Origin of the sequence: Paenibacillus uliginis N3/975 (genome assembly GCF_900177425.1) — a bacterium.
Classification (GTDB): domain Bacteria; phylum Bacillota; class Bacilli; order Paenibacillales; family Paenibacillaceae; genus Paenibacillus_AQ; species Paenibacillus_AQ uliginis.
Genome location: NZ_LT840184.1, coordinates 1,613,549 through 1,631,124 on the forward strand (window position 1 = coordinate 1,613,549; position 17,576 = coordinate 1,631,124).

General features: G+C 45.1%; 22 protein-coding genes and 1 riboswitch. Of the genes, 16 read left to right on the plus strand and 6 right to left on the minus strand.

Annotation, left to right across the window (positions count from 1 at the left end):
* Window positions 1-16: 16 nt before the first annotated feature.
* The 4 genes from B9N86_RS07365 (at window position 17) to B9N86_RS07380 (ending at window position 2,305) form a co-directional block, all read left to right on the plus strand.
* On the plus strand, window positions 17-442 hold the full coding sequence (locus tag B9N86_RS07365; protein WP_208918435.1) for a TlpA family protein disulfide reductase: 426 nt from the start codon (window positions 17-19) through the stop codon (window positions 440-442).
* Window positions 411-929: a MauE/DoxX family redox-associated membrane protein gene (locus tag B9N86_RS07370; protein WP_210190648.1), complete on the plus strand. Its 519-nt coding sequence runs from the start codon at window positions 411-413 to the stop codon at window positions 927-929. Before B9N86_RS07365 ends, B9N86_RS07370 begins: the two co-directional genes overlap by 32 nt.
* On the plus strand, window positions 917-1,387 hold the full coding sequence (locus B9N86_RS07375) for a hypothetical protein (protein ID WP_208918437.1): 471 nt from the start codon (window positions 917-919) through the stop codon (window positions 1,385-1,387). The genes B9N86_RS07370 and B9N86_RS07375 overlap by 13 nt, the downstream gene beginning before the upstream one ends.
* A 204-nt stretch (window positions 1,388-1,591) precedes the next feature.
* Window positions 1,592-2,305 carry a stalk domain-containing protein gene (locus B9N86_RS07380; protein WP_208918438.1) on the plus strand — a complete coding sequence of 238 codons (714 nt, stop codon included), beginning with the start codon at window positions 1,592-1,594 and terminating at the stop codon, window positions 2,303-2,305.
* 84 nt (window positions 2,306-2,389) lie between these two features.
* On the opposite strand, the gene B9N86_RS07385 is transcribed toward B9N86_RS07380, so the two are convergent.
* On the minus strand, window positions 2,390-2,929 hold the full coding sequence (locus B9N86_RS07385; protein WP_208918439.1) for a glucosaminidase domain-containing protein: 540 nt from the start codon (window positions 2,927-2,929) through the stop codon (window positions 2,390-2,392).
* A 276-nt stretch (window positions 2,930-3,205) separates the two neighbouring features.
* On the opposite strand from B9N86_RS07385, the gene B9N86_RS07390 reads away from it, so the two are divergent.
* The gene (locus B9N86_RS07390) at window positions 3,206-3,463 is read left to right on the plus strand and encodes a WD40/YVTN/BNR-like repeat-containing protein (RefSeq protein ID WP_208918440.1); all 258 of its coding nucleotides are present in this window, start codon (window positions 3,206-3,208) and stop codon (window positions 3,461-3,463) included.
* Window positions 3,464-3,486: 23 nt separating this feature from the next.
* Here the strand turns inward: B9N86_RS07390 and B9N86_RS07395 are convergent, their stop codons facing one another.
* Together B9N86_RS07395 and B9N86_RS07400 are read right to left on the minus strand one after the other, a co-directional pair.
* A complete protein-coding gene (locus B9N86_RS07395) occupies window positions 3,487-3,681 on the minus strand; it encodes a hypothetical protein (protein WP_208918441.1) in 195 nt (64 codons plus the stop codon).
* 120 nt (window positions 3,682-3,801) lie between these two features.
* Window positions 3,802-4,410: a helix-turn-helix domain-containing protein gene (locus B9N86_RS07400; RefSeq protein ID WP_208920148.1), complete on the minus strand. Its 609-nt coding sequence runs from the start codon at window positions 4,408-4,410 to the stop codon at window positions 3,802-3,804.
* A 292-nt stretch (window positions 4,411-4,702) separates the two neighbouring features.
* Window positions 4,703-4,802, plus strand: a riboswitch (purine riboswitch).
* A 105-nt stretch (window positions 4,803-4,907) separates the two neighbouring features.
* On the opposite strand from B9N86_RS07400, the gene B9N86_RS07405 reads away from it, so the two are divergent.
* The 5 genes from B9N86_RS07405 (at window position 4,908) to B9N86_RS07425 (ending at window position 8,288) form a co-directional block, all read left to right on the plus strand.
* Window positions 4,908-6,347 carry an NAD(P)/FAD-dependent oxidoreductase gene (locus B9N86_RS07405; RefSeq protein ID WP_208918442.1) on the plus strand — a complete coding sequence of 480 codons (1,440 nt, stop codon included), beginning with the start codon at window positions 4,908-4,910 and terminating at the stop codon, window positions 6,345-6,347.
* Window positions 6,348-6,462: 115 nt separating this feature from the next.
* Complete coding sequence (locus tag B9N86_RS07410) at window positions 6,463-6,750, plus strand: Dabb family protein (RefSeq protein WP_208918443.1); 288 nt, start codon at window positions 6,463-6,465, stop codon at window positions 6,748-6,750.
* A gap of 73 nt (window positions 6,751-6,823) precedes the next feature.
* Complete coding sequence (locus B9N86_RS07415; RefSeq protein WP_208918444.1) at window positions 6,824-7,243, plus strand: DUF86 domain-containing protein; 420 nt, start codon at window positions 6,824-6,826, stop codon at window positions 7,241-7,243.
* 226 nt (window positions 7,244-7,469) lie between these two features.
* Window positions 7,470-7,922 (plus strand): DUF948 domain-containing protein, encoded by a 453-nt coding sequence (locus B9N86_RS07420; RefSeq protein WP_208918445.1) that lies wholly within the window; start codon window positions 7,470-7,472, stop codon window positions 7,920-7,922.
* 21 nt (window positions 7,923-7,943) lie between these two features.
* Window positions 7,944-8,288, plus strand: coding sequence for a YtxH domain-containing protein (locus B9N86_RS07425; RefSeq protein ID WP_208918446.1), 345 nt, complete (start codon window positions 7,944-7,946; stop codon window positions 8,286-8,288).
* Window positions 8,289-8,352: 64 nt separating this feature from the next.
* On the opposite strand, the gene B9N86_RS07430 is transcribed toward B9N86_RS07425, so the two are convergent.
* Together B9N86_RS07430 and B9N86_RS07435 are read right to left on the minus strand one after the other, a co-directional pair.
* Window positions 8,353-10,200 carry a stalk domain-containing protein gene (locus B9N86_RS07430; RefSeq protein ID WP_208918447.1) on the minus strand — a complete coding sequence of 616 codons (1,848 nt, stop codon included), beginning with the start codon at window positions 10,198-10,200 and terminating at the stop codon, window positions 8,353-8,355.
* A gap of 290 nt (window positions 10,201-10,490) precedes the next feature.
* The gene (locus tag B9N86_RS07435; protein ID WP_208918448.1) at window positions 10,491-11,579 is read right to left on the minus strand and encodes a nitric oxide synthase oxygenase; all 1,089 of its coding nucleotides are present in this window, start codon (window positions 11,577-11,579) and stop codon (window positions 10,491-10,493) included.
* Between the two features lie 248 nt (window positions 11,580-11,827).
* Here B9N86_RS07435 and racE point away from each other — a divergent pair, with 248 nt between their 5' ends.
* From racE to B9N86_RS07465, 6 genes are all read left to right on the plus strand, one after another.
* Window positions 11,828-12,634 (plus strand): glutamate racemase, encoded by an 807-nt coding sequence (gene racE / locus B9N86_RS07440; RefSeq protein ID WP_280174975.1) that lies wholly within the window; start codon window positions 11,828-11,830, stop codon window positions 12,632-12,634.
* Window positions 12,635-12,799: 165 nt separating this feature from the next.
* The gene (locus tag B9N86_RS07445; RefSeq protein ID WP_208918450.1) at window positions 12,800-14,002 is read left to right on the plus strand and encodes a M14 family metallopeptidase; all 1,203 of its coding nucleotides are present in this window, start codon (window positions 12,800-12,802) and stop codon (window positions 14,000-14,002) included.
* A gap of 161 nt (window positions 14,003-14,163) precedes the next feature.
* Window positions 14,164-14,439: a hypothetical protein gene (locus B9N86_RS07450; protein ID WP_208918451.1), complete on the plus strand. Its 276-nt coding sequence runs from the start codon at window positions 14,164-14,166 to the stop codon at window positions 14,437-14,439.
* A gap of 80 nt (window positions 14,440-14,519) precedes the next feature.
* On the plus strand, window positions 14,520-14,822 hold the full coding sequence (locus tag B9N86_RS07455; RefSeq protein ID WP_208918452.1) for an iron-sulfur cluster assembly accessory protein: 303 nt from the start codon (window positions 14,520-14,522) through the stop codon (window positions 14,820-14,822).
* A 27-nt stretch (window positions 14,823-14,849) separates the two neighbouring features.
* Window positions 14,850-15,071, plus strand: a complete 222-nt coding sequence (locus tag B9N86_RS07460) for a YuzB family protein (RefSeq protein WP_208918453.1) — start codon at window positions 14,850-14,852, stop codon at window positions 15,069-15,071.
* A 129-nt stretch (window positions 15,072-15,200) separates the two neighbouring features.
* Window positions 15,201-15,467 (plus strand): hypothetical protein, encoded by a 267-nt coding sequence (locus tag B9N86_RS07465; RefSeq protein ID WP_208918454.1) that lies wholly within the window; start codon window positions 15,201-15,203, stop codon window positions 15,465-15,467.
* A gap of 121 nt (window positions 15,468-15,588) precedes the next feature.
* Here the strand turns inward: B9N86_RS07465 and B9N86_RS07470 are convergent, their stop codons facing one another.
* Window positions 15,589-17,562, minus strand: a complete 1,974-nt coding sequence (locus tag B9N86_RS07470) for an LTA synthase family protein (RefSeq protein ID WP_244562993.1) — start codon at window positions 17,560-17,562, stop codon at window positions 15,589-15,591.
* Between the last annotated feature and the right edge of the window lie 14 nt (window positions 17,563-17,576).

Sequence of the window (17,576 nt, forward strand, 5' to 3'; positions counted from 1 at the left end):
ATTTGGAGGGATAAAAATGTCTAATCTTGATCATTCAATTCTTTCGGCCGGCAGCAATTATCCGCTTGATTTGTTAGGACTTCCAACAGAATCAGAAAAGATTCGATTAGTTTGTGCAGTCTCTTTAAGTTGCGGTCATTGCCTCCGACTGATGCCAGAACTCAAAATGTTTAATGAGAGCAGCCCCTTTGAGTTTCTTCTCATAACAAATGGTTCAGAAGAAGATAATGAGGTGGTTCGTGAGCAACTTGGCTATAATTTTCATCTTATTTCTTTTGCTGATAGACCATTTGTAGATATTGGTATAGGAGGAACTCCTCAAACGTATTTCATTGACACTCGAGGAAAAGTAATCAGTTACAAAGCTATTCGGCAAGTCAATGATCTTCTGGACTTATGGAAAGAAGGTGATGAAATTGCACGTAGTCGCTCATTATCTTGACATTTTTATAGCCAGTGTTTTCCTTTTCTCTTTTCTTTCAAAAGTAAATCAAATCACCGTGTTTAAATCCGAAATTTTCTCTTATAAAGTTTTACCTGTGTATTTGGTAGCATTAGCTGCATATAGTGTGTTGATCCTTGAATTTGCAATTTTCATAGCTTCTTCAATCAGTTATCCGTCTCTTATAAAAGAATTCATAGTAATAGCTTTATTAGTTTTCTTCACTACATTTTTATGGATCAAGAAGAGAAGAACAGGTAGTTCCACTTGCGGATGTTTTGGTAAAGCTAAAGTATTGAATAATAATCCATTTCTTAGAAATTTCATTTTGATTAGTGTTGTAGTATTAAAGTGTTTCTTACCTTTTTATCATGCAACCGTCTTAGAGTCCATATACACGGTTTTAGGCATTGCAATAATCATGCTGCTAATTAATATCTCTTTATTCTTTGGAGATAAAAAGGAGTGGGCACATTGGAAACAGTAGGCGCAATGCTATATTTGTCAATTATTCTTCTTATTTTGGGCTATATTAAATTCCGGATAGATAGGGCAATGGCTCTCTCAGACTATTCGATATTAAAAGCAGTCATTGAACACAATCATTCATTGCGAATCAATACAGAACAATCTTTTAACATTGTTTTTCTAGATACAAAATCGGATTTGTTCAGCGAAATTGATGCCCAGATTACAAATGCAAACGATAGATTTATTATTGTTTTACGTTCACCTGAATGGTTATTTAAGTTAAAGAGCAACATTTGGAAACAGCACAGCGTGATAGACGGAAAGAGTTTCTATTTAACAACCGCAAATGAGGGGCTTGTACACTACAAAAAGTCAGGAAAAGTATTTTTTTATTCGAAACCCCTTGAATTTCTTGACTATCAAAATGCAAAAACCAGGTTTCTCTCTCGATTAAAAATCAGTGGTAAAGGATGAGCACCAGAATACTGGTATTCTTTGCAATAAAAATCACCGCCCACTTTCCTTGACGGAAATCGAGCGGTGATATTTATGTGTGATGTTTGTTGCAATAATATCAGGTAATTATGGTTAATTATGGTTGACACTTGAATATGAGTGCAATATATTACATGTGTAGTATCTTGAGGGCGAATACTTTTAAGTCAGGGGGAGATTTTAATGAAAAAAATGGGATTGTCCATTGCTGCTTTGCTTATCTTTGGAGCTGTTAATGTTGCATATGCTGCAGACGTAGTGACCATCTTGATTAATGGAAAGAAAATCAGTTCGGAAGCCGTAAAAATTGAAAATGGAACGACATTAGTTCCATTGCGTGTAATTGCAGAAGGCTTGAATCAAAATGTAAATTGGGACCAGCAAACAAAGACAGTAACCATTGATGAAAAGGAGCAGTCTTCCCTAATCACTGGGATTGTTGTTCAGAGAGATCAGGACATTTTTGTAACTGAGTATCCAGAAAGTTCGAGTACAGGGCAAGAGGCTAATCGGGCGATTATTTATAACTTAACAACGTTGTACAATGAAGTATACAGAGGATTTTTGACCGCAGATGTGGATAGCGACATTCGTGTGAAAACTGAAGATGAATTGGATTTTATTAAATATAGTGAAGCCACCCAGGAAGGGAGCGTTTCATCTAGCTATACTTATGTAAGACTAAATAAGCCATCTTATGAGCCTCAGGTTGGTGAGAATGCTCCATCCAGCAAAGATATTTTGTTCTATATAGATGATAAAAAGCCTGAAGACCTTTTCTTAGCAGTTCAGAATCCAAAAAAGTTGAAAGAATGGAAAGTTTATAAAGTAAAAGGCTATGGGAGCTGGCTGCAAAAAGAGATAGATATTTACGTATATGGCTCAAGGGGATTATAGCTTGACTCATATAATGCCTGTGACCGCGTGTTCTAGAGAGACACGCGGTCACAGGCATTTTTAGTCTATCGTCGAAAGTTTCTCTTAGCAATAGTCACTTCGATTGCAGAGGGTGCTCATGTATCCAACCAAGAGATCATAATAAGCCTTATGATCCGAGCCGCCATAACCAGCATCTGCAATGTATTTTGCGCATGAGTTGGCGTCGGGACTGCTCGTTTCTTTAAGATATTTGATTAAATCAGAATAACGGGAGTTGTTCTTCAAGAATCCAGCAAAACCTGTGGCAAAAGTATTTCTACCACAAAATTTTGCCCAACCGTTACTACCTTTACCGATATTACCAGGGGGATTCGAGTCATTCGTGTAAGTCATGTTGGCCCAGTTTTGGTTGTTTTTCTGGGTATTCCCGGTAGCCCAGCCCGATTCTCCTCCCCACAGGCCGAGAATGAGTTTCCCCGGCAAGTTGTGGCAATTCGAGCTTGCGGTGCTCGCCGCAGAACTAAAAGCATCAGCAAATGCTTGAACTTTATCATTGGCATTTGTATTGGGATTGAGGCCGACATTCGTATCCGTTGTTGTTCCACATTTAGCAGAAGATGTAGGAATTGCAGTTACTGCCATAAAAATTCCTCCCTTAAGTGATCCTTTTTAAAGGAGGGGTGTCCAGCAGCCTAAATCACCCCATTTAGCCTACCGGAATTCCTTTATGATTAAATACAGTGTGATGAAGTTCAAAATAAACAACCAGATTCTCTGTTCCATACATCCGATGGCGGAAAAACGTGGATTACGGTTGTCGCTAATTCTACTGCCGGCGGCGGTCCGGCTCCCGGATATTCGCCCGATAAGACCGATGCGCCTAAGAACGAGGGTGTTGCCCCAGGACCGCTGTATGTTGTGGACAGGAACACAGCCGTGATGGGAGGCTACTGTGCGCCTTGTGACAAGCCGAACACCGTAGGGCGGACGACAGACGGCGGGAAGACGTGGGAGAACGGTAAGCAGGCGCTGGAAGGAAGCAGTGGACAATTGCTCGCTATGGCAGACGAAAGCCACGGGTGGATGATCACATTAGACAGTGAGAAACCAGCCATTCTGTACAAGACGACAGACGGAGGCATGCACTGGAAAAAGAGTGGTGTGTTGAGGTTGTAGGTATTAAACGGATGGGCAACTTGTTAATTTTGTCGCGATCTGCGTGTACGGTGTGATCTAAGTGCGAACCAGAGACCAGCCAATACGCCTATTCCGCCGCAAATGGTTACGATCCAAATTAGATTATAGGAATGCCAGCTTAGTAGAAATCCAATCCCACTTCCAAATGTCGTTCCCGCTAGAAGCCCGAGTGCCATACCCGTATCTTTATCTATCATGTATGTAGTTGCTCCTTTAATTGTTTGTTACTTGTATTCCCTAAGAGGAGCTAAATATGTATAAGTTGACAAAAGCTCCGATTCTTGGCGTTGAAGCCTGAATCGGAGCTTTTGTATGAATTAACGGGATGATTTCGTATCCGGATGTAGTACGCAATCAGCGAACAATACGGATTTTGGAATACGGAAGAATAATTCTGCTTTTTCCTGAAAAGCATTGGATGGCAGAGTTCCTTGGTGCAGCCATTTGCGGAATGTTCCTGGATGAACACCGATCCAACGGCTTACATCGCTAACGGACAAATCATGCACCATGCAAAGTCCGGTCAGTATTCGGTTGCTCACAGGCGAACGTGTCAGTGTTCTTTTCATAAAGCGGGAAGGTTCGGGCTGACAAATCAGCGGCGACTTCTCCAGCAGTTCCTCTCTGAACAAAATATGACGTGGGTATCCTAGATAATCGCAAGCTTTCTCAAGATTGTTCTTTCCAGGAATACGACCTTCATATACCCAAGCGCTGACGCTTCGAGAAGAAACGCCCAGCTCCTCGGCTAACTGGGATAATTTAATATCATTGGCCATTAGGATGGCAAGCAGTACGCGGTTACGAATCTGGCAGCGGGTTGGCTTACGGAAACGTTTAACGCGTACGCCTTTTCCCAAATATTTGCGATTGATCAGGGACCACGCCTCGATGGAGTGTTTTTCTTGTTGCGGTTTAGTAGGCATAATTCCTCCGACTTTTTTTACCACCATACTACAATATTCGACAAGGTACTTTCAATAGGCTTCGTCTATCATTTGTTTCCATCTCATGTACTTGAGGCTTTGGGACTGATTTAGTCCCGGAAATTAAAAGATGTGTTTCATTGTCCCATTCTTAGCTAATGTTCGCTTTTAATCCTCATAATAGTCGAATTCCGTTATTACATTCTCTTATCAAGACTCTAAATACGAATGATATTTTATTTTTTTTGTTGACGCATTCGTATTTATGATTTAAATTATGGATGAGTGTTTAACTTGGAAATTGGTACAAATTCGTATATCCCTAAAAATATGGTTTGGGGGTTTCTACAGGGGACCGTAAATTCCTGGCTACGAACGGGGTGCTTTTGCATACCTATTCATAGCTGGGATTTTTTTGTGCCTGCATATTTACATTGGTTGGCCGAAAATTTTAAGCGCCCATCTGCCAGAACAGTATAGTCATACAGGGGGATAAGATGAGTAAATATGATGTGATTGTCGTTGGAGCGGGTCCGGCCGGTATTTTCGCGTGTTATGAATTGACGTTGAAGTCACCACACAGCAAGGTATTGCTGGTAGACAAGGGACATAATATTTACCGGAGAAGCTGTCCGATTCTGGAGGAGAAAATTCAATTGTGCCCGCCTGCTGCGGGGAGAAAGGAATTCGCCGGATGTATGCCTGCTTGCTCCATAACGGCCGGATTTGGCGGGGCTGGGGCTTACAGTGATGGGAAGTTTAACATTACTACGGAGTTCGGCGGTTGGATGACGGACTATTTACCTGGATCCAAAGTACTTGAATTGATTAAATATGTGGATGATATTAACCTGAAACATGGGGCTACTACAGCTGTAACCGATCCGACCACGACAGCTATTAAGGATATAGAGCAGCGCGGTTATGCGGCTGGACTCAAGTTGCTACGTGCTCAGGTACGGCATCTGGGAACGGAGCAGAATCTGGAGATTTTGCAATCCATTTATGAATATTTAACGTCACGAATTGATATGGTCTTCCGGGCTGAAGTGGAAGATTTGAATACCGTTAAGGAGGACGGCGGACACCGAATTACCGGTATTTCCATGAAAGGTGGAGAAATTCATGAAGCCGATCTGGTCATGGTGGCTCCCGGGCGTGACGGATCTGCATGGCTGAGCAGTGTGCTGAAAAAGCGAAGGCTCAAAATGCATAACAATCAGGTAGATGTCGGTGTCCGGGTAGAGACCTCTGATATCGTGATGAGAGAAATTAACGAACATCTGTATGAAGGCAAGTTCATTTACAATACCTCGGTTGGAACCCGTGTGCGTACGTTCTGTAGTAATCCGTCCGGTCATGTGGTGGTGGAGAATCATAGCGGTGTTATGGCTGCTAATGGGCATTCTTATAAAGATCCGGCACTTGGATCATCCAATACGAATTTTGCACTGCTCGTTTCGCATAAATTTACGGAGCCGTTTGATAAACCGAACGAATATGCACGCGAAGTATGCAAACGGGCGAATGATCTGTCAAGCGGGGGTGTTATCGTGCAAAAATATGGCGATGTGCTTAGGGGCCGCAGATCTACGGAAGGCAGAATCCGTGAAGGATTTTTGGAGCCGACTTTAAAAGAGGCTGTTCCAGGAGATTTGGGTCTTGTGCTTCCGTACAATACGATGAAGAGTCTGGTGGAAATGGTTGAGGCTCTGGATAAGGTTACTCCAGGTATCGCCTCTGAGCATACGCTTTTTTACGGGGTGGAAGCGAAGTTTTATTCAGCCCGTCCCAAGCTGAAGGAGACGTTTGAGACTGAGATCAAGGGACTGTATTGCGGCGGAGATGGCGCTGGAATAACCCGTGGTCTGGCTCAGGCTGGAGCAGCGGGAATATGGATCGCACGAAACATGATAGAACGGATGGGGCAGGCGTAAGCACTGAATCCACTAAATGTGCAGAGGCCTTCTTGATGACAGCGATTTCTTTTTTCGGTGGGTAAAGGTATGATAGAATAGGAAACATAACATTTCAGTGACGGAGGAACAGAGCATGATTAAACATATCGTATTTTTCAAATTGAAAGAGCCGACAACGGACAACATCGAACGGACCGTTCAGGTGCTGAGAGATATGCAGGGTAAGATCCCCCAGCTCCGCTCTCTTGAGGTAGGAAGTGATATCATCCGCTCGGAGCGGTCGTATGATCTGGCTTTGATCACGGAGGTGGATTCACTTGAAGATTTACAGGCGTATAATGTGCATCCTGTACACCAGGAAGTCATTCGTTATATCAGCGAAGTAAAAGAATCCTCGATTAGTGTGGATTTCGAAATATAATTACGGTTACTAATCATATTTACATTGAACACTTTTGTAGATCATATATAAGACATGCTGGAGGAGATCAGCCGTGTATTATGTTAACCAGGAACAAATTGAACGGCGTCTAAACGCCATTCCCGAAATTGCCAGTGGGCTGCGACAGGCGGTTGAATCTTGGGACGGGGGTCTCATATTCGGATTAGTCCAGGAGCGGGCTCTTCATTTGGCGATTGAAGTTGTGACAGATGTAGGCAGTTATCTGATCGATGGCTTTATTATGAGGGATGCTAGTAGCTACGAGGACATTATGGATATTACTCATGAAGAAAAAGTGATGACAAGTGAGGTCCATACTGTGCTGCTCGAACTGGTACGGCTGCGTAAACCGCTCGTTCAGGAATATTATGATTGGGAACGCCACACCCTTCACCCGCTGTCATCCGTTCTTCCTGATGTACTGGAGCAGTTTGCAGTGAATGTGCGTGATTATCTCAAGCAGGAACTTTAAACCGCATGATATAATCAGCATTCACACAGTTACATATCATCGTTACTTAATTAGCCTTTGCGCAGGAGATTACTGTGCGGGGCTTTTTTTGGTTCATCTGGAGAGCAGGCAGTACCTCCTCATAAAAAAAATACAATCCTTGTGTCAATACAAGCCCATCCTGCTTATAATGCATCATGCGACTAGGCATTCGCCCGGTCAGCCGGACATTAGGGAGGGTGGACATATGGCGGAATGGAGCGCCTTGGCTGTTGCTGTAGGCATCTTGTTAATTGCTGCCGCGACTATAGGTATTATGCTGCCGGTCAGAAGAATGCTGCTTCGCACTGAGGCAGTGCTTGGAAAGCTGGAAGGCGAATGCACACAGCTGTCGAGGGAAGCCTCAAGGGTGCTGGAGCGGGCCTCGGTATCTTTGGATAGCATCCAGCGTCAGTTGGCGGCAGGTGAATCCATAGCGATATCCATTAGCGAGGCAGCCTCTGTTGTAGTGAAAACTGCCAATGCTGTGCATTCGGTCAGCAAGCGGGCATCGCTGGCTGCAGTCGAGCATATGGAACGGGCCCGTCTGGAGAACGAACGCTGCATCGGTGAAGTATTTCGTTGGTTCGATGCAGGTATGACACTCTGGTACACGTGGAACCGCCGCACTTCCAAGTCAGGTGACGGGCATGCCGATTAGACAAAGAAGGAGAGATGAACAATGAAAGAGAAGAGCAAGGGTCTTTTGTGGGGAGCTTTGATCGGAAGTATTGCCGGCTCTGTGACTGCACTTCTTTTGGCACCAAAATCCGGCAGAGAATTGCGTCAGGATATTGCGGACGGCGCTCGCCAGGTCGGAGGTAAGGTTCAGGAGGTTGCCGGAAAAGTAGGCGAACAGGGAATCAATCTGATTGGCGTGGTAACAGATCGGGCTGAAGGCGTAATCTCTGACATTCAGACATGGCGGAACAAAAAAGAAGGCTGGGTCGCTAATGAAGAGGGAACTGTCCAGGTATCATCTTTTAACGATGACGATGTGATTATTAAGGATGAAGAAGAAGTGTAGTTAGACCGTTAATTAAGCAAGCCCTGATTGAATCCGGGAAACGGATTTTTCAGGGCTGTTTTACTTACTTTGAATGAATCAGCTTGTTGAAGTCTCTGATCATGGTCTTATAATCTTCACTACTCGCCATTTTCTTAACGTATTCGTCCCATTCACTCAATGAAACTTTCCCCATAATGACTTTAATTTTCATGTCGTTCAGTTTGTGAATGAACTCGGTGTGCTGACCCTGGCTCCACAATAGGTTGGCTTCGGGCAGTGTTTGGCCTTTATAGGAGATATTATGCCAGCGAGTGGCTGCTTCTTTATACAATTTCTGTGTTTCAGGGGCAAGGTCATTCAGCAGAGCGTTGGATTTCAGTAGGTCGTTACGGCCGAACAGATTTTGAATGGCGGAGCGGTCTCCTTCTTTCAATCCCTCAATTTCCGCCCATTTGCCGGTTTCCGACATCTCAATTCCTCGGTCCAGCCATTCCAGCACCTTTACGGCGTCCACTTTCGCCATCCTTGATACGATGTACATACCGCCGCCTGCAGAATTCCAAGGAGCAATCTCCGGTGCATTGCTACTAGCCTTCAGTCCTGATAGCGGTGTCCAGCTACCTTGTTTGTCCAGGGTTAGTTTGGCAGCCTCATCGAATTTCAGCACTGCAAGGCCGACATTTTTTTTCTTAACTCCTTCCATAGCCGTCTCGGGATCAATCGTGGCAAAATCTTTGTTTATAAGTCCTTGGGCATACGCACGGGTCAGCCATTCCAAGGCTTGTCGCTGGCCTTTGCTTAACGCATGATCTACGACGGTACCCGATTCTGAAATGCTGAACCGTTCCGGACTTCCAGTAAACGTATGCTCTACCCATGCGAGGGAGCCCAGATTATTAGCGTTCACATATCCGTACATGCCAATTGTGTTGCCTTTGCCATTCCCATCGGGATCTTTATTCACAAATTGTTTCAGTAAGTTAAACATTTCGTCCATTGTTACGGGCTGTTTGCTTCCCAGTGTATCTATCCAGTCTTGGCGCAGAGCAGGGAAGGGGGCATCATTAAGATCAGAGGGTCTTGGGATACCATACACTTTTCCGCCGATTTTACGCACGGCTATATTGGAAGCATCAGTAAGCTCTTTTAAGGATGGATAGGACTGAAGGCTTTCACTTAGATCCAGAGCTATCGACTCCAGCAGATCATCTCGAAATTCATAGGCGTCGCCAAGCAGCATTAATGAATCCATGTCCCCTGCCGCAATTTTAACTTTAGTTTTGTTGGAGAAGTCTTTGGGGCTTGTGAGGTTAATTTGAACATTGGTTTCCCAGTTTTCTTTCATGTATTGAATAAGGGCGGAGGGCTGCCCGGTATTCTCATTATCTGCCTGTGTTCCGACACGTAAATGAATCTGGGCATTGGGATCACGGACTGAAACAAAAGACCCTTTTGCAGTCCAGGTTACCGCTAATCCACAGCTCTGCGCAGTAAAACGGAGAGGAATCCAAAGCTGGTCCTCGTGCACAAATGGTGCCGCGGGGAGAGTGTGAACGGACTGGCCATCTATTTCCGCCTCAGTACGCTGCGCCCAAAATGTAAGGGAAACCTTTCCGGCTTGCTCAGCGGTAAGTTTCTTCTCTGTAACATCCCATGTAACTTGATACCCAAGACTTTTTAGCAGCGGTTCCGCTTGAACCATGACCGTTCCTTTATGGTTTATTGGCTGCCTGCCCACATAAATATTGAGATTGTCAAAATACACAGATGTAGGGGGGCCGTATTTAGTCATACTGGCTGCTTCATATTCCCATGGAGAGCGATCGGCCTGGACCGTCCCGATGAAACTTCCGGATAGCGCAGCGGTGAGCGCGAGAACTGTTAACATTTTTAAAGGTCTGGACAGCGCATTTGAATATTTCTCACCCATAATTATCTCCTCGGATTCCGTTATTATTTTTGAATCACACCTTACATCTACCCAGATGATATGAATATATTCTCGTCTAGAATGGTAAAATCCCCCTCTGGAATAAAAATTAACTATCGAATGATTAGAGAGATTGGAGGAATGATTCGTACGCGTAGCGTCTCATAACAGACTAAGGGGGTGTCCCAGGTCAACGGCCTTTTGGGACACCCCATCTTAAGAGGATATCGGAGGTTTATGATGTAACGTTTCTAACAGCTCGCATAACCGGCTTTTCGTATTGGCATCAGTCAATAAGGTGTTTTCGTATATTGAAAGGAAGGGCTTTGAATTTCATCTTTATATGATTTGTGAAAAATATGGGTAGTTGCCGGAGATACCGGGGGAATGAGCCATGTCCAGTCTCCCGTAACTTCACGCCCTGCTCTGTCCTCCCGTTCCTCAAAGGTACGGAACTGCGCCGCAGCGGTATGATGGTCAACGATGCTGATGCCGGCCTTTTTGTAGGAATAGAGAACGGCATAATTCAGCTCGACTAACGCCCGGTCACGCCACAGTGTTGTTTCGCTGCTAACATTCAATCCCATAAGCCCGGCCAGAAGGGGCAACTTGTTATAGCGATCAGTATCCGCTAAGTTGCGCGCCCCGATCTCCGTTCCCATGTACCATCCGTTAAAAGGTGCCGAAGGGTAGGTAATCCCGCCAACTTCCAAAGACATGTCCGAAATGATGGGCACGGCATACCACCGCAGTCCGAGAGAGGAGAATGAAGGAATATCAGGATGCTCTAACTGAACTTCCAGGACGGCTTCCTCGGGAATGCGATACCATTTTGGTGTATCTTCCCCTCTCTGAATGACAAGGGGCAGGATGTCATATTCAGTTCCAGCACCGGACCAGCCGAGCTGCTGACATTGTTGTGTAAATGAAATGGAGGCCGGATCTCCGGTGATTCCTTCGGGTGTTTCGTAGCCCGCATAGCGGATAAGCTGATGGTTCCAGATCCGGATCGTGTCCTGTCCCGGAGTTGAAGGACCGAATACGGTAATTGTGGGTATGACTTTTCCACCGTTAGTGGCGCTGTTAATATGATGAAGAAGCTGGGATGCTGAATCCTCAGTTGCCCTGCAATTGCGGGCATCTATGACGCGGAGTTTGTCCCAGAACAATCTTCCGATACATCGATTGCTGTTTCGCCAAGCCATTTTCGCACCGTGTTCTAGTTCTTGAAGAGTATGTTCATATGTACCGGTTCGTTCGATTTCGTTCCGGATATTGTCGATTCTTTCTTCCGCCTCTTCGGGTGTCCGGTTCAGCTCTTCGTAACAGCGAAAGATGAATTGTTCAGCGGCTTCTTGTAATTCCAATCTGCCAAGCATATCGTAGTTCACCTGTCTTTCTCTTGTAGGCTCTATAACCTTTATAGTATACGATAATTGATGACTCTCGAGGCCGGGTGATCTTTTCCATTCTGTGGACAATGCCTTGAAATACACTGTGCCCAGATCCTCTCAAAGTTGAAGAAGAGGCAGAATTGGGTTAAGATCTAGGTACGTTTCATGTGGAAACGACATATGGTAACACAGCTAAATGATAAGAATAATGACAAGAAGGAAGCGGTGTGTTCGTGCAGCAAGCAATCGCAATACTAGACTCGGGTGTAGGTGGGCTGACTGTTGTTAAAGAAGTGATGAGACAGCTCCCAAGAGAGAAAATTATTTACTTCGGAGATACTGCCCGTGCACCCTACGGACCCCGTACCAAGGAACAAGTCCGTTTATTTACGGAACAAATCGTAGATTACTTACTTCAATATGATCCCAAAATGATTGTCATCGCGTGCAACACGGCAACTGCAGCGGCGCTTGATTATATCTCAGCAAAAGTGTCTGTTCCGGTGATTGGCGTTATTCATCCGGGAGCCCGCGCGGCGATCAGTGCAACGAAGACCGGGCATGTCGGTGTAATCGGTACGGTAGGAACGATAAACAGCGGTGCTTACACGGCGGCGCTTAAACAGCTGTCACCTTATGTGGAGGTAGAAAGCCAAGCATGCCCCGCGTTAGTACCACTCGTTGAACACGGCTTGTTCCGATCCTCTGACTCGTTTAAGGTCGTACAGGATTCTCTTTACGGCATTCAACAATCAACGATAGACTGCCTGATTCTCGGTTGCACCCATTATCCATTCCTAGTGGATACGATACAGAAGGTCATGGGGCCAGGAGTGAAACTGATTAGCTCCGCAGATGAAACGGCCCGGGAGATCAGCACGATTTTGTATGACAAAGGCCAACTTTCCAGCGGTGAAGATATGCCGATTCATCAGTTTTTTTGCTCAGGTGACGCCGAGATGTTCCAGAGCATCGCAACAGAGTGGCTGGGAGAACAAATAAAGCGGACTCCTGTCGTATGGCAGATTACTAAGTTCTAATCTAATTCCATCTATCAATAATGCAAACACAAACCGGATTCCTTTAGGAGTCCGGTTTTTCACATTAAAAGCACTAACGACGACATTTCGTACAACCTCTGCCACATACATATGCAGTAGACGGCAAATAGGCGGCGGCTATGGCTGCCAGAAAGGAATAACGTCATGCGGCAGTATATCGTGCAAAAAGGGGATACACTTCTAAGGATTGCGGCGAAATATGGCTTGGCTAGGGAACAGCTTATTACTGCTAATCCATGGGCTGGACAGCAGCCTTATCTGCTGCCGGGTCAAATGATGTTTCTTCCGGCGTCATTACGCCGAAGATACGTAATACAGGAAGGAGACAGTCCGGAAAGTATTGCCTGTACATTTCATTTCCAGCCAGAAACGCTGGAGGACATGAACCCCGGGATGTCGATTTATACTTTTCCCATCGGTAAAACGATCGTTCTTCCGCCTTCGAAGCCGAGACATAGGATCAGGTTGTCCGGTGAATATGGACCCCGGGATTTGGCGGTGGATTTGGATGTGCTGACGGCACAATATCCCAAGATCGAATGCAGCACAATTGGAGTTAGTGTTATGGGTAAACCGCTGTATGCGGTCAAAATAGGCGTCGGTCAAAGGCATCTTCATGTGAATGCGTCTTTACATGCGAATGAATGGATCACTACTCCATGTCTTCTTAGGTTTCTGGAAAATTACGCATCGGCCCTAACAGAAGGTTACCATATTGATGGCTATGATCCGGACAAATGGTATCAGAACTATACGCTGTGGCTTGTTCCTATGGCTAACCCGGATGGCGTTGAGCTTGTCCAGGAGGGAGTTTTGCCGGATCATAAGTATTACGATCAGTTATTGCACTGGAACGGTGAAAGGGACGATTTCCGCCGGTGGAAAGCAAACATTCATGGCGTGGACCTGGGTGACCAGTTTCCTGCTCATTGGGAGGAAGAGATAGAGAGACGGGGCAAGACAGCTCCCTGCCCGCAGGATTATGCAGGAACAGCCCCGCTGTGTGAGCCCGAAGCGGAGGCTTTAGCCCGGCACACGCTCCAAATTTCTCCTGTTCGTGCCTTATCACTCCACAGCCAAGGTCAAGAAATATACTGGAATTACCGGGGATATGAGCCGCCAGAAAGTGAGAGATGGGCAGTTACATTAGGTAAGGCTAGCAGCTATCGTCCGGTCAAGCTGCAGGGAAGTGATGCGGGATATAAAGACTGGTTTATACAGCATTTTCGCCGGCCGGGATTCACGGTTGAAATCGGACGGGGAATTAACCCTCTTCCAGTAGAGGACTTCGAGGACTTGTGTGTCGAGGTGGGTTCAATAATGACTGCTTTCATGTCGTTGGATTGAAATGGGAATGAAACTTTTTCAGTAAAAATGCGTAAGCTATACAAGGGGAGACAGCCGCCATGTTTGAGTATTTTGATAATCCGGTGGTTGTCTCTTCTTTCATATCCTGGAATCGCTACTAAGAAATAGGAAAGAAGATAATTCAGATGGGAGGAAACGCCATGAAATGGAGAAAACTGCTATCGCTTCGGCGTTGGTCTCACGTCTTTAAGCGTATATTCAAATACTTGTCCTCACCGCGTGTTCCTATCGGAGACAAGCTGTTGTTCTTTATACCGGCTGTGCTGTACTGGGTGCTGCCTGATATTATGCCGTTTATGCCAATCGATGACATCGGAGTGACCATGCTGCTCATGAACTGGTTCGTAGGTCGGATTGAGCGAAAGTATCCTGAACTGAATTCGGACAACCCCCAGCGTATTCCGCCAGTTCGTTAACGGAAACGTCGCTTGCGAAAACATTCTGTGGGGTCTAAAATGAAATATTGAGTGATTGAAACTTGAGGAGATGAACATAAATGAACTGCAAAATTACCCGCAATGCGGCTAAAGTGATAAAGAGAGAATTGGACAAGGAAGAAAATCAAGACAAAAAACTCCGTGTTGTTATTACACACGCCCATGGTGATCATGCTCATTACGGGCTTGACTTGGATACGCCGAAGGAAAGCGACGAGGTAGTATCAACCGATAAAGAAATCGATGTAATTCTGGAGTCCGGGCAGGAACTCCTTGATGGCGTCAAGATCGATTATTTATACCTCCCACAAGAAGGGTTCGTTATAACCAATCCGTCCAAGGGAAATCACGGCGACCACTAGGTCGTTTAGTAAAGAGGGTTACGAGACATGGCAAATGATATTCGCGTATGTGAAAAATGCAAGACTACTTCACTTAAGACTATTATTCCTAAGTTGAAAAAGCTGGCGCCCGATGCCGACATTAAAGTGGGTTGTAAATCGTACTGTGGGCCCTGCAAGAAACGTGCTTTTGTTTATGTGAACGGTCGTTACATCAGTGCTCCGACAGAGGATGAAGTGCTGGAGAAAGTAAAGCCCTTTATCAAGTAGTGTTCTTAACGGTCTGGCTATAAACGGTTGCTCTGGATTTATATTTCCCCTTTTAGTGAATAGTTCCTCTCGAACACATCCATGCTAAGGATGCAACAGGAACCTTGAAATGAGAAGGGAGCAACCGTCATGAACAGTCACGATTCCAGTCTTCAGTCGAACAATCCGGCCAATAGCGCCATGGACTCGGCAGAGAAATTGCATCGTTCAGTTTCTTCAGCTTTGTCTCATCCCACAGAGCAGCTAATTCAGCAAGCGAACAATTCCTTGGCTCATGCCGAACAGGCTGTCCGTCAAATCAGGGGAAACGCTAATAAGCAAGCTGTTGAATTGGCGGAGGAGATGCTCGGCGAAGAGAAGGAACGTCTGTCCAAGCTTCATTCAAATCAAAGGTAAGAGCACGATCCTGTGCTGCCCGTTAAGAGTCAGACTCTTAACGGGTTTTTTTTAGAGATAAGAAAGTATAAAAAAACACACGAACCATATACTGCTGAACGGTTCGTGCGCTAAAAGGAATTTATTTTTTATCTCGAGGGGAAGCTTTGTACTGCTTGAGCAGGTCATATGTGATAACCTGATCGGATATTTTTAATAATTTGTTAGTTTCCTCATGCCCTTGGCGACAAGCATTGATATCGGTTGGTTGACGTGTCGACAAATTGTAGCAGGTGCCATTCTCAAAACTGCCTGTTTCCGCCGGAATGTAGAATACTTCATTGTCTGAGAATACTCGGCTGCGGAGAGGGATTAAGCGTTTCTGATCTCCCAGAAGGCTGTCTCCCATCAGGTAGTACGGTTCCGGCGAAATTCCGAGCAAATGATAAATCGTTGGTGCTGTGTTCATCATGCCTGCTGCTTCCGGATAAACACCGGCACTACCTCCATCAGGCAGATGGATCAGAAGCGGTACTTGATTCATGATCTGCTCCATATCAAGATCGTTTAGTGGGCGGTCCATAAACTGTTCATACATGGCTTTATCCTTGATGGAATTATCATGATCCCCATAAATAATCAATATCGAAGAATCCCACAGTCCTTGGGTTTTCATCTGTTCCACGAACTTGCCCAGTGCTTGATCAACATAGTGCATGGACTGCAGATAATCCCCAAACATGGTCCCTTGAAACTCACCGGTATCAAGTTGTTGTCTCTCTTTCGGTAATGCATAGGGATGATGGCTGGTTAATGTAATTAAAAAAGAGTAAAATGGCTCCGGTACGTCCTTCATCATGTTTAACGACTGTTTGAAAAAGGATTCATCGCTGACCGACCAACCGATCATCTCATCCTGCTCGAAATCTTTTTTACTGTAATAGCGGTCATAATTCATTTCTTTATACACGGTATGCCGGTTCCAAAAACTGCTGTCATAGGAATGATATACATTTGCTGCATAACCGTGTTCCTTGAGTATCGTTGGTATGGTGTCGTACTCATGGAGAGGGTAGCGTGTAAATACCGAACCCGCCGGAAGCGGAAGCAGGGAACTCTGTGTTACAAAGTCTGCGTCCGAAGTCCGTCCAAGAGCCGTTTGATGGTAAAAGTTGCTATAATACATACTTTCATTTATAAGCTTATTGAAGTTCGGAGTGATTTCTTGTCCGTTAATGGTTTGATTTACTATAAAATTCATGAACGCTTCAACTTGGATCATGATTACATTGCTTCCCTGATATTTACCAAAAGTTGCGTTCGTTGTGCTCAGCTCAGCTTGCTTGTCAAACCATTTCCGATTCTGATCCACTTCCTCTTGATCTAAGACAGGCTGGAGACCTAAATGGTCTTTGGCATATCGGTAGATGTCGTATCCATGAAATCCGATTAGTCCAGTGACGTTATAAAGGGTAACGTTCCACCAATTGCTCTCAAACAGACCGACAGCCCATGTTTTGGATATCTTTTTAATCGGTACAAAAGTGAGAACGAATCCAAGGAGAAGCGCAATTGTACCTGTAATGAATCTGCGAACCGCGACTTTGCGGCGAGAGGTAGTGCCAAAGATAGGCCCTTCCATATACCCCCGTACTCGGCGTTTACGAAAGAAAAGGGATACCGTTAAGGGAACAAGGACGATCCAGTCGATAAAAAAGAACAGATCCCGCCAATGAATCAGCGATCTAATGCTCTCTCCCAGCGATCCTACCTGACCGGCTTGCATAAGAATCGGGACTGTAATGAAATCTTCAAAATAACGGTAAAAGACGAGATCGGCATAAATGATTCCCGTGAGGATTAGGTTCAATAGCATTAATGCGCTGAGCCTGCCTCTCATTGGAAGCCAAAAGGTCCAGAATGATACTAGGATGAGTGAACCGATGGCAATGATATAATCGACCGGATTCATGTCGATATTCTTTACCTGCAGGTTGTAATGCATCAGGACAAGTTTGATAAGCATGATGATGATAAATAAAATGTAGGCCGCGTACCGGTTCTGCAGACTACGGCTCAGTCGGTCTTTAAAGCCTCCCGGCGACAATGTCAGCAAATGGATACCCTCCT